This is a genomic window from Treponema pectinovorum (assembly GCF_900497595.1).
In the GTDB taxonomy this organism is placed as follows: Bacteria; Spirochaetota; Spirochaetia; order Treponematales; family Treponemataceae; genus Treponema_D; species Treponema_D pectinovorum.
On sequence record NZ_UFQO01000003.1, the window covers coordinates 167,918 to 184,242 of the forward strand.

Here is a 16,325-nt window from a genome sequence, read left to right on the forward strand (position 1 = left end):
GGTTAAAATGGCATTTGTTCAATTTTCGCAAGTTTCTTTATCATTTGGCGAGCGCGATATTCTAAAAAATGTTTCTGTAAATTTATCTACAGGTTCAAAAGTTGCACTTACGGGAGCAAATGGGGCAGGAAAATCAACTTTAATAAAATTGATGGCAGGTCTTATCCAAGCCGATGAAGGAAAAAGGGTTGCCCAAAAAGGCACCAGAATCGCTTATCTTCCGCAGAGTGGACTTACTCATCACGGTTGCACTTTGCGCGAAGAAGCGGACAAATCCTTTGATTTTGGTTATCAGTTGCGAAAAGAATTAGATGAAATTGGCGAAAAATTAAAAAATGGAGAGGGAAACGAAAAAGTTTTGCTCCAACGCCACGATGAAATTTTTTCTGAGCTTGAAAATTCGCTTTGGAACAGGCGCTCTGTAATTGCAGAACAGGTTTTAACAGGGCTTGGTTTTGAACAAAAAGACTTAGGCAGAAAGTGCGATGAGTTTTCTGGCGGCTGGCAGATGAGAATTGCTTTGGCAAAAGCGCTCATGGTAAATCCCGACATACTTTTGCTCGACGAACCGACAAACTATCTGGATATAGAAGCGCGCGAATGGCTTGAAAAATTTTTGAATAATTATAAAGGCGGATTTTTGCTTGTAAGCCATGACAGATATTTTCTTGATCACACAATAAATGAAGTTTATGAACTTTTTAATGGAGATTTAAAAAGGTATCCAGGAAATTTTAGTCACTACGAAAAAGTGAGAAAAGTTGAACTTGAAACTTTGATGAAAGAATATGATAAACAACAAGAAGAAATAGCTCATCTTCAAGAATTTATAGATAGATTTGGAGCAAAAGCAACAAAAGCGGCTCAAGCACAAGAAAGACAAAAGATGCTTGAGCGAATTTTAGAAAATAAAATCGAAATTCCAGAAAGTTTAAAAAAGATTCATTTTAAATTTCCTCCGGCACCACATTCAGGAAGGCTCGTTGTAACTTTAACAGGAATTACAAAATCGTATGACGGCACAAAAAAAGTTTTGGACAACTTGGATTTGGTTTTAGAAAATTCCGAAAGGCTCGTTGTTGCAGGCCACAACGGAGCAGGAAAATCGACCCTTTTAAGAATCTTAGCAGGTGTTGATCGCGATTTTGAAGGCGAAATAAAACTTGGTTCTGGCGTGAGCATTGGCTATTTTAGCCAGGATAATGCAGAGACATTAAAAGGCAGTGCTTCCGTTTTAGAAACGATAGAAAGCGAAGCTCCGTTAGAACTCATCCCAAAAATTCGCGATATGCTTGGGGCGTTTTTGTTTAGAGGCGACGATGTTTACAAAAGTCTGGATGTGCTTTCTGGTGGCGAAAAATCGAGAGTTGCGCTTTTAAAACTTTTGCTTAAACCTGTAAATTTTTTGATTTTAGACGAACCGACAAACCATCTGGATATGCATTCAAAGGATGTTTTGCTGGATGCTCTAAAAGATTTTGGCGGAACTGTAATTTTTGTAAGCCACGACCGAGGTTTTATCGAAGAACTTTCTACGCGAGTTCTGGAATTGAAGCCCGCAAAATACAGGCTTTTTTCTGGCGACTATCGCTACTATATGGAAAGGCTTGAACGCGAAGCGAACGGCGAATTTATAGAGAGCGAAAATCAAAAACAACAAAAAGATATTCAAACTCAAAAAAACGATTTGGATAAAGAAACAAAGTCTGCTTCAAAATTGAATTGGGAAGAACAAAAAAAACTCAGCGCAGAAAAGCGAAAACTCGAAAAAAAAGTAAAAAATCTTGAAGAGCAGATACTCGCTACAGAAGAAGAAAAATCGAAATTTGAAAACGAAATGGCGCGTCCAGAAGTTTATTCAAACGGCGAGAAAGCAAAATCCGTTCAGAAAAAAATAGAAGACCTTGCCACTCAGTTGGAAGAATTGAATTTGCAGTGGATGGACGAAGCCGAAAAACTTGAAAATTTTGGCAAGTAATTTTATTTCAATTTGTAAAATGCACAACAGAACGAACGCAAATACACTGTTTTATACGGAAATGATTATTGTGAAATTAAAAAAAATTACTCTTTTACTTTTTTGCATTTATATTTTTAGTTCTTGTGCGATGAGTTCTTATGCAAAAGGTGATTCTAAAATAAATTATCGCAACGAAATGAGGAATTTTGTAAAAAAAATTTCTGCTTTTGCAAAAGGTAAAAATCCTTCATTTAATATAATCCCCCAGAATGGAACAGAAATTGCGTGGGAAAAAGACTCGTTTGCAGAATGGGACAATCCTACAGAGAAAGAACTTGCCGCCTTCGATAGAAGTTATTTTGCTGCAATCGACGGAATTGGCAGGGAAGATATGTTTTATTCAGCGTCTGCACTCGATACAAAAAATAACGATGACACGATCTCTGAATATACCTCTTATTTCCTTAAAATTATAAAACCTTATCTAAAAGCTGGAGTCGCTGTTCTTGCTGCCGATTATGCAGGAACGCCGAAAGGAATTGCGGATTCGTACACAAAAAATGATGCGGAAGGCTTTATAAGTTTTTCGGCTCCTGATAAAAATCTAACTTTGATTCCCGAAACCGATTCAAAATTCATTTCTCTTCGTCGATACTATCCGAATAAAAGCAATAAAAATGATATTAAAAAACTCGGCGATGCAAAAAATTTTCTTTTTTTGTTGAATGCGGAAAATTATCTGGGCGATGATTCTACAGGAAAAAATGTCATCACAGCCTTACAAAAAACTGATTATGATATTTTGATAATCGACCCTTTTATAGACGCAGAGAAAGGCATTATATATTCGTTTTCTCAAATAAATTTATTGAAGAAAAAATATTCTGGTGGAAAGAGGCTTGTTATTGCGTATTTGAGCATAGGAGAAGCCGAAGCGTACCGCGATTATTGGAATACTTCCTGGGTTAAACCGAATGGAACTCTTACAAAAAAGGCTCCCTTTTGGCTTAGCGACTTGAATACGGATTGGGCAGGAGAAAAGCCTCAGCTTGAAGGAAATTACAAAGTAAAATATTGGAATTCTGATTGGCAGAAAATAGTTTTTAATTATCTTGATAAAATTGTAACGGCAGATTTTGATGGCGTTTATCTTGATATAATCGATGCCTTTGAATATTTTGAAAATAAAAAATGAAGATAGAATCTTCTATATGTGGCAGAGTCACATTTCAAAGCCAAGTGCAATAAAAGACTGCATGAGATGACTTCAAACCTAAACATTTTCTAGTACGGTTGTTTAAAAGAAAAACTTCTGTTTTTAAATAGCCGTCTTCCAAATTTCTAAAGTCTATACTCCGGGCAGAAAGAACTGTAAACAACCATTTATATTTTCGTTTGAGCCTCGCTGCCATGGACTGTGAATGTCTGCAAAATAAATAGAAGTTTGGAGCGTTGTCTCCAGTTCTATAAATTTTGAAGATTCAGAGCCGTTGTCAAAAACTCTTCTTTTTGGATGGATCCCCTTTTCATTAAATGCTTCTTTTATAGCATCATGAACTTTCTGAGATAAAACTTTATCAATATTTTTGCCATCAGGAAATGGCTCTTTTTGTCAGAAAAAGTAACAATGCAACATTTTCCCGGAGTTGTTCCTTCATGAATCCGATTTTTTCTTACGCTTTTTTTCCTGTTTTTGCAGATATTTTTTTATAAGAATCTTTTGGATTAAATTTTTCTTCTCTGGCATCATTTGATAAGTCGACTTACAGAAGACCCATTTGATGGTTTTAGGAATAAAACTTTCTATATAGTTTTTTTATTTATTTTTACTGTTGCACTTGCAATGTACCGACTACCCTTTAAAATAATAAAAGCCTGCTTGTTATGGCAGGCCTTATTTTTATTCACACAGAAATTAGTTCTTTGCACGTTCTACAAAAGAGCCGTCGCGGGTGTCAATGATTATGCGGTCGTCTGTGTTGCAGAAAAGTGGAACTTTTACTTCCATTCCAGTGTCGAGAGTTGCAGGTTTTGTTGATTTGCCTGAAGTGTCGCCTTTTACGCCTGGTTCGCAATAAGTGATTGTGCGTGTTACTTGAACAGGAAGAACAACTCCAACTGGTTTGTCGTTGTAGTATGTAACTTGAACATCATAGTCGTCATCTGGGGAAATATAGCCAGCGTTGTCGCCCAAATATTCCTTGTCCAAAGTGATGTCGTCGTATGTTTCCTGATCCATAAAGTGATAGTCATTTCCGTCGATGTATGAAAGTTTTACAGTCTTTTTTACGAGTTCAACTTCTTCGAATTTTTCTCCAGCGTCAAGACCTAACTGCATTGTAGAGCCAGTAACAACATTCTGAACACGGATATTTGTTACCATTCCCTGACGTCCACCTTTTTGTCCAAGAAGCTTCTGAACGATTAAAGGTGCGCCTTCGTACATAAAAGCAGTTCCTACACGGATTTCGTTTGTCATTAACATAATATGTTACCTCAAATTATTAGCATTTATCCGTCAATGATACTGATTATCAAAGGATTTTTCAACTGCCTGATTTTATGCTGCATTTTTGCCAGCAGAACGCTGTGTTTTGTGGATGGGGAGTGTGTGGAAAACACTTGCGATTTTTTGTATGGAGAATTAAAAATAGTTGGCAATGAGCATTCTTAATGGGCAACGAGAAGAAAACAGTTTTAATTTTTGCTGTAATTGAATTTCAAAATAATTTTTAAAGGCCGATTTTTGACATGTAAGAAAGCAGATTTTCTGCCAAATTTCCATTTGTAAAAAGGCTTGCCGAAAATTCTTTAAAATCTTTGGTGAGATTTTTGTTGTATGCCGCTTCAAAAAGAAGTTGGAGAGCGTTCGCGGAAAGGCTTTTATTTGGAGTGTTGTAATCTTGCCAAACTTGTTTTAGAGCGATTCCTGCTGCTTCATCTTTTATAAATGGAAGAATTTTTTCGAGTAGAGAGTTGACTTTTACGAGTTGATAATTTTCTTCTTGAATATATGCATGCCATACAAAAGGTTTTGCACAAAGACTCGCTCTTGCAAGGCTTTCTTCTCCACGTACAAAGTTGAAGTCGCAAGTGCATAGAAGTTCGTCCCATTCTTCCTGTGGTAAAAAATCGAGTTCTTGGAGGATTATATCTTTGCCAAATTTTTCCCAAGATTTTTTTACAAAGGGTTGGCTTTTTCCTGCGGCAGCAAAAACTTTTACACAAAAATCTTTTTCCTTTTCTCTGACTTTTTGTGCAAAGTTTTGAAGGGCAACAAAAACTTCATCAAATGAGCGCTCGTATGAAAAAATCGCAACTGTAAAAATTTTATCATCTTTTTTTTGCAACTCGCTTTTTTTTAGCGAATTCATAAAAGTTTTGTCGATTATGAGTCCTCCGGTCTTATTTGTAAAACCTGGCATAAAAAACATTTTTTTTACATTTGAACTCCTCGTGTAACTTTTTAAAAGATGGAATTCTTCTGCGTAAGCTTCTGCTGTAAGGTATTCTATGTTGAATATGTGAAAAGTTTTGTTTGCTGTTTTTGAAAATAAGATTGATTCCAGCCACTCGGGCCTTCCACATTGGAAGCATTCTAAAATTGTCGGGAAAGGCGAGGGCTCATATCTAAAATTTTCTTCTTGAGTCCAGTCTAATATAGTCCAGACTGAATCATTAAAAATGCATCTTTGTGATTTTTTTTGTGTATCGATTGAAAAATGATTTTTTGTTAAGAGCGAAAAACTTTCTAAATCGGAACATACAATCGTAAGTTCAAGCGTTTTATCCTGTTCGCTCAACGCTTTTGCGAGGCGGAATACAACCCCAACATCGCCGTAATTATCTACAACCTTGCATAGAATTAAAATTCTCTTGTTTTTCATTAAAATTTTATCCCAAACGAAAAATTAGGCACGAGTTTGACTTTTGGAGCTGTGCGAACTTCTTGAGTCATCTTTATTCGATATGAATCGTCAAATGCTAAATCGTTAAAATCTGTGATATGAAAATTCAAATTTAGAGCGCAGAAAAAGGAAATCCTGTGAACAGGCTTAAAAGATAAAGATATTCTTGTTGAAGGAACAATGTTTAATCTTTTTTCATCATCACCAATCTCGCTAGAAATTGCGTAAAAAATGTTTGAAAAACCTTCCACATCCATCAAAATTCTGTCGATAAGTGTAAATTGTTTTCCTATCCCTGGGCTCAGTTCTAGGGAGCGGCCTATTTTTACGGTGTTAAATCCAAACAAAAGACTTGCGTATAATTGCGACGAGCCAAAGTTTATTCCAGCGTTTACTGTTCCTGAAGTCACTGCGCTGAATTCTCCCATCACACGAATTTTTGAATCGTTTTTTAGATCTCCATCTTGCTTTATGATTTTGCAATTTTTGCCTTTCTCTTTTTTAAAAGAGATCCTCAATTCATTTTCGCTCATATTTGTTGTGATGGGATTTGAATTAAAGGTGTAAATTTTATTTATATTTGGATATAAAGTTTTTTCTTCGCTTTCGCCTATAAAAGAGCCTTCTGCGTTGTAGTGTTGAATTTTCACTTTTAGCGGAGTTGGAAGCAGGCTTTCTTTGCTGAATGCTATCGTAAAATTCTGATTTTTCGGGAGAGCGATTGCAACCCTATCTTGCAAAAAAGAACTTGCGGCTGCCGGTTTACTTATCTTTGAAAAATCGACTTTACCATCCAAAATTGTTGCCAAGGTATTTTTGTCGTTATCGAAAACCGCATAATCGCCAGAGCCTCTTATTAAAATGAGGTCAAGTCCTTGAGTTGAATACGCTTCGCTTTCGTCCAAGGCAAAAATCCACGAAAGATAGGTTTCCATAGAATGCATATCGACAAATGAGTTTATTAAAAACTGAGGTTCAAGGCCAAATTCGCGAAAAATCAAATTCGTCGCGAACTTCATTATAAAGCCTGTTTCGTAAAACGGCTTATCATCTGTTTTTTCTGCATCGAGCGGAGCATTTTTGTTTTTGGCGTCGTCGCCCAACTCACCTGCCGCTTTTTTATTTTCTTTTAGTTGAACGGTGTTATTTGCAATTTTAGATTTATCGGAGACTTCATCGTTTTTACCAGAATCTTTAGTTTTTTCTTGTTCTGGAAAAATTTTCCAAAAAGCTTTTTCTGCTCTTGGATGCAGCGCCCGTAAACCCATGTAATATGCAGACACATTTTGATTTAAAGTTGAAAAAATTTCATCAGCTTCTATAGGAAGAAAGGAGCCTGTTCTAAACGGACTATAATTTCTTCCCATAAATTTATTCATATAGGAATTCATTTTTTTTAAAAGGTTGTCTTCATAATAGGAGCTGTCGCAGTTCCATGCGTTTACCAAAACTTTTACCTGCCCGTATTTTTTGTAATTCCAATTTTTTAAATTTGGAGGAGAGGTTGGCACTATGTCTTCTGCGTTTACTATGTTCCAGATGTAGTTGTATTTTGAATTTTTTACGTCATCGTTTGTTGTAACATTTGGAGACGCAAAAGTGTAGACATAGATATTTTTTGTGCTAAAAAATTCAGAATCGCAAAGTCCCGCTGCAAATAGGTTTGCTATTGCAGCCCCTCTGCTGTGCCCTGTTATAAAAAGAAAACAATCGTCCAATTCTATCTTGTTTTTTAGAATATACGTGATAAAAGCATTTTCGAGCTGCTTTGTCGATTTTAAAAATCCTTCGTGAAATTCTGCTTCGGTTTTTGTCTTATCTGAAACATTTAAGTTTGAAATCCATTCGTTTGCAGAAAGTGGAGTGCCTCGTATCGTTATAAAAATTAAAGTTTTGTTTCCTTTTGAGCTTTCTATTCTTTTTGATGCAAAACTGAATGCACTTTGGTCGTTTGCCCAAATAGAATTTTTATAATTCAAATCGTAGTGTGTAAATATTTTTTCTTCGGGAAATCCTAAACGCCTATAACAGTCTAGCAAAATTTTTGAATCTTTTTTTTCTTTAAAATCTTCATAAGACGCACAGGAAAAAATTCCTGCAATCCTAGCCAGCCCATGATTATATACTGCCGAATCCACCTTTCCAAACCATTTTTCATCCCATTCGGTCTCTATTAAAACATTCTCTTTTGCAACTGTAACCAAGCCTTTTACAGAAAAACTGATTTTCTTAGTTTGCGCCTGTGTAACAAAAATAAAAAAAATAAAAGATGAAAAAATGATTTTTAAGATTTTATTATTTAACTTAATCATGATTTTATGGTTTTTTAAAGGGAACGCTCCTCTGTTTTTAAAGAAGTGTCGTTTTCATCTAAGGTAACTGTTATTTTTTCGTACTTTTTATTTCTAAAAACGGTTACTGTTACATTTTCGTTTGGTCGTTTAGATTCCAGCGCGCTCGTATAATCTGCATAAGTCCTTATTTGAATTCCGTCGATTGCAGTTATTATGTCGCCACCAAGGTAGATCGTTGTCGGATTAAAGCGGCTTCCGTATTGAACTGCCTGTGTTCCGCCTCTAAGCCCAGATTTTTCAGCATTGCTACCTTTTTTTACGCTGCTGATTAAAATTCCGTAATTGATTTGCAGACCTGCGTATTGAGCGATATTTTGAGTCATCTGAATTGGAGTAATTTCTATAGTTCCGCGGCGAACTCTGCCGTATTGCAAAAGGTCGCTCACAACTCTCCTTGCCGTGCTTACAGGAACTGCAAAGCCAATTCCCGCAGATGAGCCAGAGTTTGAAATTATCATCGTGTTTATGCCTATCATCTTTCCTTTTGAGTCTAAAAGTGGACCTCCAGAATTTCCAGGATTGATTGCGGCATCGGTTTGAATCATATTTCGGATTATTACATTTGCACTTTTTTGGATAGGTCTTCCAAGTCCAGATACAATTCCGGTTGTCATTGTGCGTTCAAGTGCAAAGGGGTTTCCAATCGCTATAACTTTTTGCCCAACTTTTAGAGTTTCAGAATCGCCAAAGTCTATCACTTTTAATTTTATATTTTCTGGAGGATCAAATTTAAGAACGGCGATGTCGCTTTCGGCATCCTGTCCTATGACTCTGCCATGATAACTCGTTCCGTCGGAAAGAGAGATGTTTATCTTATTTGCTCCGTCTATTACGTGGACATTTGTTACAACATAGCCACGCCTGTCGATAATTGAACCCGAGCCTGAACCTCCATCTTGGACAACAGGCTCCAAAAACCAGTTTATTCCCATCACTTGAGTTGTAATGTTCACTACGGCTTCGTTGCATTTTTCGTATACAAATATATTTTGTTCTTCATCTTGCGTATATAAAGAAGATGATGAAGACGCTTGTGCCGTTGCACTGACAACTTGTTTTTCTGTATCTGGTTTGTTTTCTGTTTGAGAAATAAAGTCTTGAGCGTTTTCAACTTTTAGATTTGAACTTTCAGTTTTTGTTGACTGTGATTTTTCTTTTTGAGAAAAGACATCTGTTTTTATCGCTAGTAATGCAATCAAAGCGCCAGAGACAAAAGCAATAAAAACGTTTTTTAGCATCTGCTGTTTTGAATATAACTTCATAAAATATCCTTACAGGAAAACTAAAATTCCTGTTTCTGCTTTAAAATATTTTTGTTCGTTGAAAATTATTGTATTCGCTTTAAAGATTATAAAAGATAGCGAATAAAAAGGGCGAATCTTAAAATCAATGCCAGTTTCAAACGCGCTAAGCAATTCTACTGAATTTGATTTTCGGCTGTCGTTTTCCAGTCCTGTTGTGCCAAAAGATGAGTGAATCGATGAATAAAGCGAAATTGCAAATTTTTCCTGCTTAAATTGAAGGGCAAAACTATTTTTTAAAATGCTATCATAGTTGTCGTTTTCTGTCGCATAAGTTGAAGTTCCGTATGTAAACTCAGAAGTAAATCCTGCATAGAATGAAGAAAAGTCGATTCCAAAAGCGAATCCGCCACCAGCTCCGCCTCCGTTGTCTGCCCCATACGGAAAAAACGGCCTGTTCTGAATTCCTCCAAATCGTAAAAAAAATGCACTGTCAAAATTTAAGTTTTCGTATTTTTTTTCAAAGGCAAATTTTAAAGCCAGATTAAAAAATGGTGAGTTTTTTTTGTAACCGGCAAGAGTTCCGCCCCTCGCAGAAAATTCAACAAAATCCAAAGCAGAGTATGCAAAGGATAAAGTTATTGGACTTGCATAAAAAGTGTTGTCTTGGGAAGTTAAAATAATTCCGCCTTCAGCACCAAAGACTTTTGTGTCTTTTGGAATTCTAAACGCTTGTGGAACAGTTCCAATTCCTAATCCGCCAGCTGTGAATGAAGTGTAAGGAATTTTTATTGAAGAGTCCGCATAAAAATCTAAAGAATAAAAAGAATTTTCCCATTCCAATATCGCAGTATAAAGGCCGTCTTTTACCGCAAAATATTCGTTTGTCTTACCGTCCCAGGAAAGTTCCTGCTGCCAAGTTGAAAAATCATCTAATTGTTTTGAAATTACAATGTTTTTTTCTTTATCTATGATTTTAAATAACGCTTTTCCTGGTGCAGAAACCGTAAAAGAAAATTTTATCGTCCCTATGTTTCTCGGAAGCGAAGGATTAAAGGAATTTTTATTTGCCTTAAAATTTTTTATTGAAAAAGCGGCTCTCTCCAAATTGATGGAAATAACTTGGTATGTGTTCCTAAAAACAAAGATTTCTTGAATTTTTGCCTTGTATCCAAATTTTTTTGCTTCTACAAAATGTTTTCCTTCGTTTAAATAAAGTGTCGGATATTCAACTTTTTCGCCATCAACAGATATTTCTGTTCCTTCCTGTTCTGTTTTAAAAGAGACCAAACCTTCGTATCGACGCAATTCTATATAAAATGTCTCTTCCTGTCCTTTTTTTACATTTATTCTGTAGCGCTTTGTTTGCCAACCTTCTTTTTCTATGCGCAAAGTGTAGATTCCTTCGGAAAGATTGTTTAAAACCAAAGTTGTTTTTCCTTCATATTGCCCATTAAGATATACGTTTGCAGACGGAGCATTGCATTTTATCGTGATTTTTGTTTTATTTTCGTTTATTGAAGCAAGATTTTCTGAAGATAAAATTTCAATTTCATTTTGATATTCTTGTTTTTGGAATTCTTGTGAATTCTTTTCTTCAATAAAGACCTGATTCCCATCTACAAAATCCAAGGACATTGCTTGAAAAACTGAGATTGAAAGTGCTAAGAAAAATGCGGTAAATCGTTGTAATGACATAAATTAGTGATTGTCAAATACTATCCGATTATTCATTTGGGGGCAACAGACCGTGTTCTAAAAAGCTAAAGTAACTGTTTTTGGTTATGATTATATGATCCAATACCGCAAGTCCTATAATATTAGCGGCTTTGCAAAGACTCCTTGTCGTAGAAACATCTTCCCTCGAAGGCTCTGGGCAGCCACCAGGATGATTATGGCTTAAAATTATTCCAGATGCGTGCTCTTTTAATGCTTCCGAAAAAATCTCGCTGGGTTTTAAAACCGCCATATTGCCAGCGCCTACGCACAAAACTCGAATATTTAAAATTTCTTTTGCACCGTTTACCGTTACGCACACAAAATGTTCGCTCGGTCGCATTGCGTAGTGTTTTATAAACGGAACAACATCCATCGGCTTATCTACAACCGCTTGTGGATTTCTGTTATGTCTTCTGCCAAGTTCTAATGCAGCCGCAACGGACAAGGCTTTGCTCAAGCCAACTCCTTCTATTATTTGGAATTGTTCAACCCATTGTTCTGGATTATAGGCGCAGATAACTTTTAACATTTCTTCCGACATATATTCGACCGGCATCTTTTTTGTTCCACTACCCAAAATCAACATTATAAGTTCTTTGTCGTTGGGGTAGGAAAGTCCATTCTTTTTTGTAAGCCTTCTTATGTCAATCTGCTCCTTATTTTTGCTCATAAAAACCTCTGCTTATTTAATTTGCATTGATTTTTGACTTTTTACAGTTTTTTCAAAAAAAAATCGTAAAATAGCCGATATTCTTCTATGACAAAAAATAAATTACGAAAAATAAGATTTGGAATCAAAAACAAAATTGTCTCATCATCAATTTTATTTATAGAAATAACAATCGTGATTTTTTCTTTATTCTCCTGCGTGAGCAACAAAAATATCGAAAGCGAAAAATGTTCAAGGTTGATTTTGGCACAGGGAATAAAAACTGAAACTCAACTTGTAGAATTCTTTTTTTCGATGAACCCTGAAATTTCTTTGCAGAAAATCCAAAGCCTTGCGCGAACTTACAAAATTGAATCTGATTTTGAAGGAATAAACAGCGATGTTGCTTTTGTTCAGATGTGTTTGGAAACTGGATTCTTGCGTTTTGGAAATTTGGTTCAAGAGAACTGGCACAATTATTGCGGGCTAGGTGCTATAGATGAGAATAATCCTGGCGAGCGATTTGAAACGGAAGAACTCGGCGTTCGCGCCCATATTCAGCATTTGCAAGCATACGCGACAACCGAAAATGAAAATTTAAAAGGGAATCTGGTTGACCCTAGATACAGTTGGGTTCATAAAGCAAAGTTTGCTAGCACAATTTTTGACCTTTCTTTATCGTGGGCAACCGATTCAAATTACGGCAACAAGCTGGATTTGCTGTTACAAAAACTTGAAGAATTTTAATTGTGCCTCTGGGTTATCCCTGAATGGTAGTTCCAATGTAATCTTTGTCTTCCAGAATTGATTTTATATTTTCTAAATTTTTCCCACCAGCGCAGATTACTTTTAGACCCAAACTTTGTGCTTTTTTAGAAGCGATAGGATCGAAAGGGCAATTTTTTCCTGGAGTCCACTCATCGCCAACAAGTTTTCTAAAGTCTGCCCAACTTATTTTATCGATTGGTTTTGCATTTGGATTTTTTCGAGGATCGTCGGTATAAACTTTTTCTATGTTGCTCAAATTTACGACAGTATCGGCATTAAATTTTTGTGCGAGTAAAACCGCATCGTTATCTGTCGAAAAGCCTGGCTTCCAACCAGCAGCCAAAAGAATAGAACCTTTAAACTCCTCTGCAACAGTGGGATCTGTAACAACGCTTTCTTTGCACAAATCTCCAAAACAGGCTTTTACAAATTGAGCATTCAGCCGCGTAGCCATTATTCCAATCCAATCCGCATCTTCTACATTTTCTTCTAAATCGAGATTTGCAACATCTCTAAAAGCTTTTTGATATATCCTTGCAGGACCACCACCGCCTACAACTAAAATTAATTTTTCTCCTTCATTCTTAGCGAGATATTCTTTTATCATTGAAACGAATTTTTTTACAAATTCTGTGTCTGGACCTTCTGGAGCGACTATCGAGCCTCCTACGGATAAAACTTTTGTTGACATTTTTTCCTCCCAATCGTCAAGTTTTTATTCAAACTTGCGCATAGCAATAAAATTTATGCACTCCTAAAACATAGAAGTGATTATCAATAAATTCCTGTGACTATAGGTTTGTTCCACAGAGAACTGTAATTTATATTTGATGGAGTCGATTCTTCCCAAATTGACTGCAAAGCATAACTGCGTTCTTTGTAAACAGAGTTGCTGTTTGAAAGCGTTGGTTTTACTTCATTAAAGCCCTTTGAAAAAGCGATGTGTTGGCTATCCAAGTTTCCAAAGTAAAAAGTTGCGGGGTCTTCTACTTGTTTAAATGATTTGTATGCAAGTCCGGCGCCTAAAGATGGGTCAACAGGAATCCAGCCGAAGTTCTCTATGTAGAATTCGCACCACCAGTGATTAAAAGTATTTAACTCAGAATCCACAAGAATTCCGCTCATGGTTACAGCAGGAATTTTTAGACTTCGCAGCAAAGTCGTATAAACGATTGCAAAATCGTAAGCGTCGCCGCGTTTTCTTTTTAGCAAATCCTTTGGCTCAGAGCCGATTTTTCGGATTTCGCTTTGAACTATAAAATTTTTAACGATATATTCGTACAAGATTTTTGCCTGCAGATATGGATTATTCTCTTTTTTTACGATTTCGCTCGCAAACGCTTTATAATCTGCATCCTCGCTCCTAATTATTTTGTCTTGGGATGTAAAATTTGTGTACAAAATTCTTGATTTATCGGCAAATCGGTTTACATTTTTTTGATTTATTTCTGTTTGAACCGCAAAATCTTCTATCACAAAAGTTTGATTGAATCTGAATTTTTTTGCGCTATTTTTTGAAAGTTCCAAATGGTGAATTATAGTATTTTGATAATTTTCAAAAACTGGCTTAGGTGAACACTCTGTCAGGTTTGTAAGTGGCTGGCTTGCACTAACTGTAGGATATGGAATTCTAACAGCTAAGGATGAATTTCCTTTTGAATTTATATCATCGATTTCCGTATTAACTTGAACGATATATGTTTTTTTGTCGAAAAATTTTTTCGTTCCAATCGCAGACTTTACGCCAAGCATTACAAGATTGCTGTTGCCTTTTTCTGTTTCCACATAAATCTGCCCGCTTGCAGCCCCATCGGGAACTCGCACGTGAATTTCGCTGTCGCTCCAGTATTCGTAATCGTAATTTTCTTCCAGTGCAGTTATAAAAGAAAATTTCTCGTTCGTGCGCAAGGACAAATCTTCCAAAGAAGAATTAAAAAAAACTTTTGCGTTGTTTCGTATTGTGCCAAAATTCTTTCCATTTAAAACCAAAACCTGCCCGACAGAAACCGTTTCAGGAGAGAACGAAGTTATAACTGGCATTGAAGTTTTTGTGTCTGGAGGAACTTCGATTGGAATTCCTGCCTTGTTTGCAAAGAAAATTGGTTTTGATTTTCCAGATTTTGTTGAAACTATTACAAGTCCATCTTGCACATTTGAAGGAAGAATGAATTTAATCTCTGCGTCTGTCCATAAAAGATAGCCAGATGAAGTTATCCTTGAACCGCCAACTTCTACATACGCAGACGATGTCCTTATTTCTCCAAAATTTTTGCCAGAGATAACCATTAAATCTCCAGGCGAACCCACAGTAGGATTTACAGATTGAATTTCTGGTAATTTTCTTGCTTGCCAAGTTACTGCGGAAAACAGTCCCAAAATCAAGAGTATCAAAAAGATTACAGAACCCGCTCTAAAAAGTGGTTCTTTTCTAAAAAGAAGAAAAAATAATTTATCGGCTTTCAATTTTGCTTGCCTGCTGTAAAGGAAGTGTGTACATATAAGGTACTTCAATTCTAACAGAGACAGGCGGATTGTTAAAGTCTGGACGGAACACATCTATATCGGAAAAATTAGACGCGAGGTTTGTTGCAGAAACAACTTTTTGGTTTTTATTTATAAAAGATGGATTGTATTCGGCTTCGTTATCTTCTTTTGCAAGCGCTTGTGTTGTTTTTTGAGACTTTGTGCTTAAAACCGAAGAAATTTTTGAAGTATCAATGTTTCCATCTATAACGAGCTTATTTTCTGCCATTGGTCTTATATTTGTGCGAGCGATTGTTTTTAATTCCTGAACACCGCTATTTTTAATCTTTAATTCAATGGGTGCAAAAATTACGGCAAAAATTGCAGCAGCAGACGCAAAAGATACTATCCATTTTTTATATGGGCGATAGATATTTTTTTCGTTTGCCTGTGCAGTATTTTTAGAAAAACGGAGCTTCGTCTGCAAGCGCTCAAAACTTTGTTCAAGATATACGCTGTCCAAATTGACAGAAATAGAATCTTCTCTAAAAGCGTTTGAAATCTCTCTTAACTTTTCAAGTTCTTTTTTGCATTTTTGGCACGAAGCAAGATGAGCTTCATACTGTTGCATAAAATTTTCTGGCATTTCGCCATCGAGATAGATTGAATGAAGATCTTTTTCAGGACAAATAGACATCATCGCCTCCAATGATTTTTTCAAGTTGTTCTCTAGCGCGGAACATCCTTATCTTTACATTTCCTTCTGTAATTCCAAGGACTTTTCCTATTTCTTTGTAATTCAATTCCCCATATTCTCGAAGAATTATGACTTCTTTTAGCGAAGCAGGGAGTTTTTCCAAAGCGGCAATGGCGATTTTTTGAGTTTCTTTTTTTAATAAATCCGTTTCGCCAGAAGTCTGCTGCCTTTTGTCTTCGTAAAGTGCTTTTTGGTAAGCGTTGCGCTCGCGTTTTTTTCTGAGCGTATAATTCAGCGAAGCGTTTTTTACAACTCTTATAAGCCAGAATTTTGCATCGTTCATCGAAGGAAAAACCATGCCTTTTTCGTTGGCTTTTATAAATGAATCATGAACTAAATCTTCGGCAGCATCTTCATCGTTTACAATTCTCCAGGAAACTTTAAAAAGGAGAACCATCGTTTCGTTGTAAATGCGCCGAAAATCTGCGGGATCCGCAGCATCCAGCGGTTTTTCATTGCCGTCCACATCTTTAAGAAACATTTTTTCTCCAATTAGTTACAAAAAA

The 16,325-nt window shown here is 36.1% G+C and carries 13 protein-coding genes; 3 read left to right on the top strand and 10 right to left on the bottom strand.

Annotation, left to right across the window (positions count from 1 at the left end; genetic code table 11):
- The first annotated feature begins 7 nt into the window (after nt 1-7).
- Together FXX65_RS05415 and FXX65_RS05420 are read left to right on the top strand one after the other, a co-directional pair.
- A complete protein-coding gene (locus FXX65_RS05415) occupies nt 8-1,978 on the top strand; it encodes an ABC-F family ATP-binding cassette domain-containing protein (protein ID WP_147615415.1) in 1,971 nt (656 codons plus the stop codon).
- Nucleotides 1,979-2,048: 70 nt separating this feature from the next.
- Nucleotides 2,049-3,155 carry an endo alpha-1,4 polygalactosaminidase gene (locus tag FXX65_RS05420; protein ID WP_187116226.1) on the top strand — a complete coding sequence of 369 codons (1,107 nt, stop codon included), beginning with the start codon at nt 2,049-2,051 and terminating at the stop codon, nt 3,153-3,155.
- A gap of 720 nt (nt 3,156-3,875) precedes the next feature.
- Here FXX65_RS05420 and efp read toward each other — a convergent pair.
- From efp to FXX65_RS05450, 6 genes are all read right to left on the bottom strand, one after another.
- Nucleotides 3,876-4,445: an elongation factor P gene (gene efp / locus FXX65_RS05425; protein WP_147613115.1), complete on the bottom strand. Its 570-nt coding sequence runs from the start codon at nt 4,443-4,445 to the stop codon at nt 3,876-3,878.
- Nucleotides 4,446-4,692: 247 nt separating this feature from the next.
- Complete coding sequence (earP, locus tag FXX65_RS05430) at nt 4,693-5,847, bottom strand: elongation factor P maturation arginine rhamnosyltransferase EarP (protein ID WP_147615417.1); 1,155 nt, start codon at nt 5,845-5,847, stop codon at nt 4,693-4,695.
- Nucleotides 5,847-8,180, bottom strand: coding sequence for a lipase family protein (locus FXX65_RS05435; RefSeq protein ID WP_147615418.1), 2,334 nt, complete (start codon nt 8,178-8,180; stop codon nt 5,847-5,849). The genes earP and FXX65_RS05435 overlap by 1 nt, the downstream gene beginning before the upstream one ends.
- Before the next feature lie 14 nt (nt 8,181-8,194).
- Nucleotides 8,195-9,484, bottom strand: a complete 1,290-nt coding sequence (locus FXX65_RS05440) for a S1C family serine protease (RefSeq protein ID WP_147615419.1) — start codon at nt 9,482-9,484, stop codon at nt 8,195-8,197.
- Nucleotides 9,485-9,493: 9 nt separating this feature from the next.
- Entirely contained in the window at nt 9,494-11,161 is a 1,668-nt protein-coding gene (locus tag FXX65_RS05445) for a PEGA domain-containing protein (protein ID WP_147615420.1), read from the bottom strand.
- 28 nt (nt 11,162-11,189) lie between these two features.
- The gene (locus FXX65_RS05450; protein ID WP_147615421.1) at nt 11,190-11,852 is read right to left on the bottom strand and encodes a JAB domain-containing protein; all 663 of its coding nucleotides are present in this window, start codon (nt 11,850-11,852) and stop codon (nt 11,190-11,192) included.
- A gap of 87 nt (nt 11,853-11,939) precedes the next feature.
- Here FXX65_RS05450 and FXX65_RS05455 point away from each other — a divergent pair, with 87 nt between their 5' ends.
- Nucleotides 11,940-12,578: a glucosaminidase domain-containing protein gene (locus FXX65_RS05455; protein WP_147613109.1), complete on the top strand. Its 639-nt coding sequence runs from the start codon at nt 11,940-11,942 to the stop codon at nt 12,576-12,578.
- Nucleotides 12,579-12,591: 13 nt separating this feature from the next.
- On the opposite strand, the gene pyrH is transcribed toward FXX65_RS05455, so the two are convergent.
- The 4 genes from pyrH to FXX65_RS05475 form a co-directional block, all read right to left on the bottom strand.
- A complete protein-coding gene (gene pyrH, locus FXX65_RS05460; protein WP_147615422.1) occupies nt 12,592-13,290 on the bottom strand; it encodes a UMP kinase in 699 nt (232 codons plus the stop codon).
- A gap of 83 nt (nt 13,291-13,373) precedes the next feature.
- Entirely contained in the window at nt 13,374-15,062 is a 1,689-nt protein-coding gene (locus FXX65_RS05465) for a transglutaminase domain-containing protein (protein ID WP_187116227.1), read from the bottom strand.
- Nucleotides 15,049-15,759, bottom strand: coding sequence for an anti-sigma factor family protein (locus FXX65_RS05470; RefSeq protein ID WP_147615424.1), 711 nt, complete (start codon nt 15,757-15,759; stop codon nt 15,049-15,051). The genes FXX65_RS05465 and FXX65_RS05470 overlap by 14 nt, the downstream gene beginning before the upstream one ends.
- Entirely contained in the window at nt 15,743-16,300 is a 558-nt protein-coding gene (locus FXX65_RS05475) for an RNA polymerase sigma factor (protein ID WP_147613105.1), read from the bottom strand. Before FXX65_RS05475 ends, FXX65_RS05470 begins: the two co-directional genes overlap by 17 nt.
- Nucleotides 16,301-16,325 lie beyond the last annotated feature (25 nt).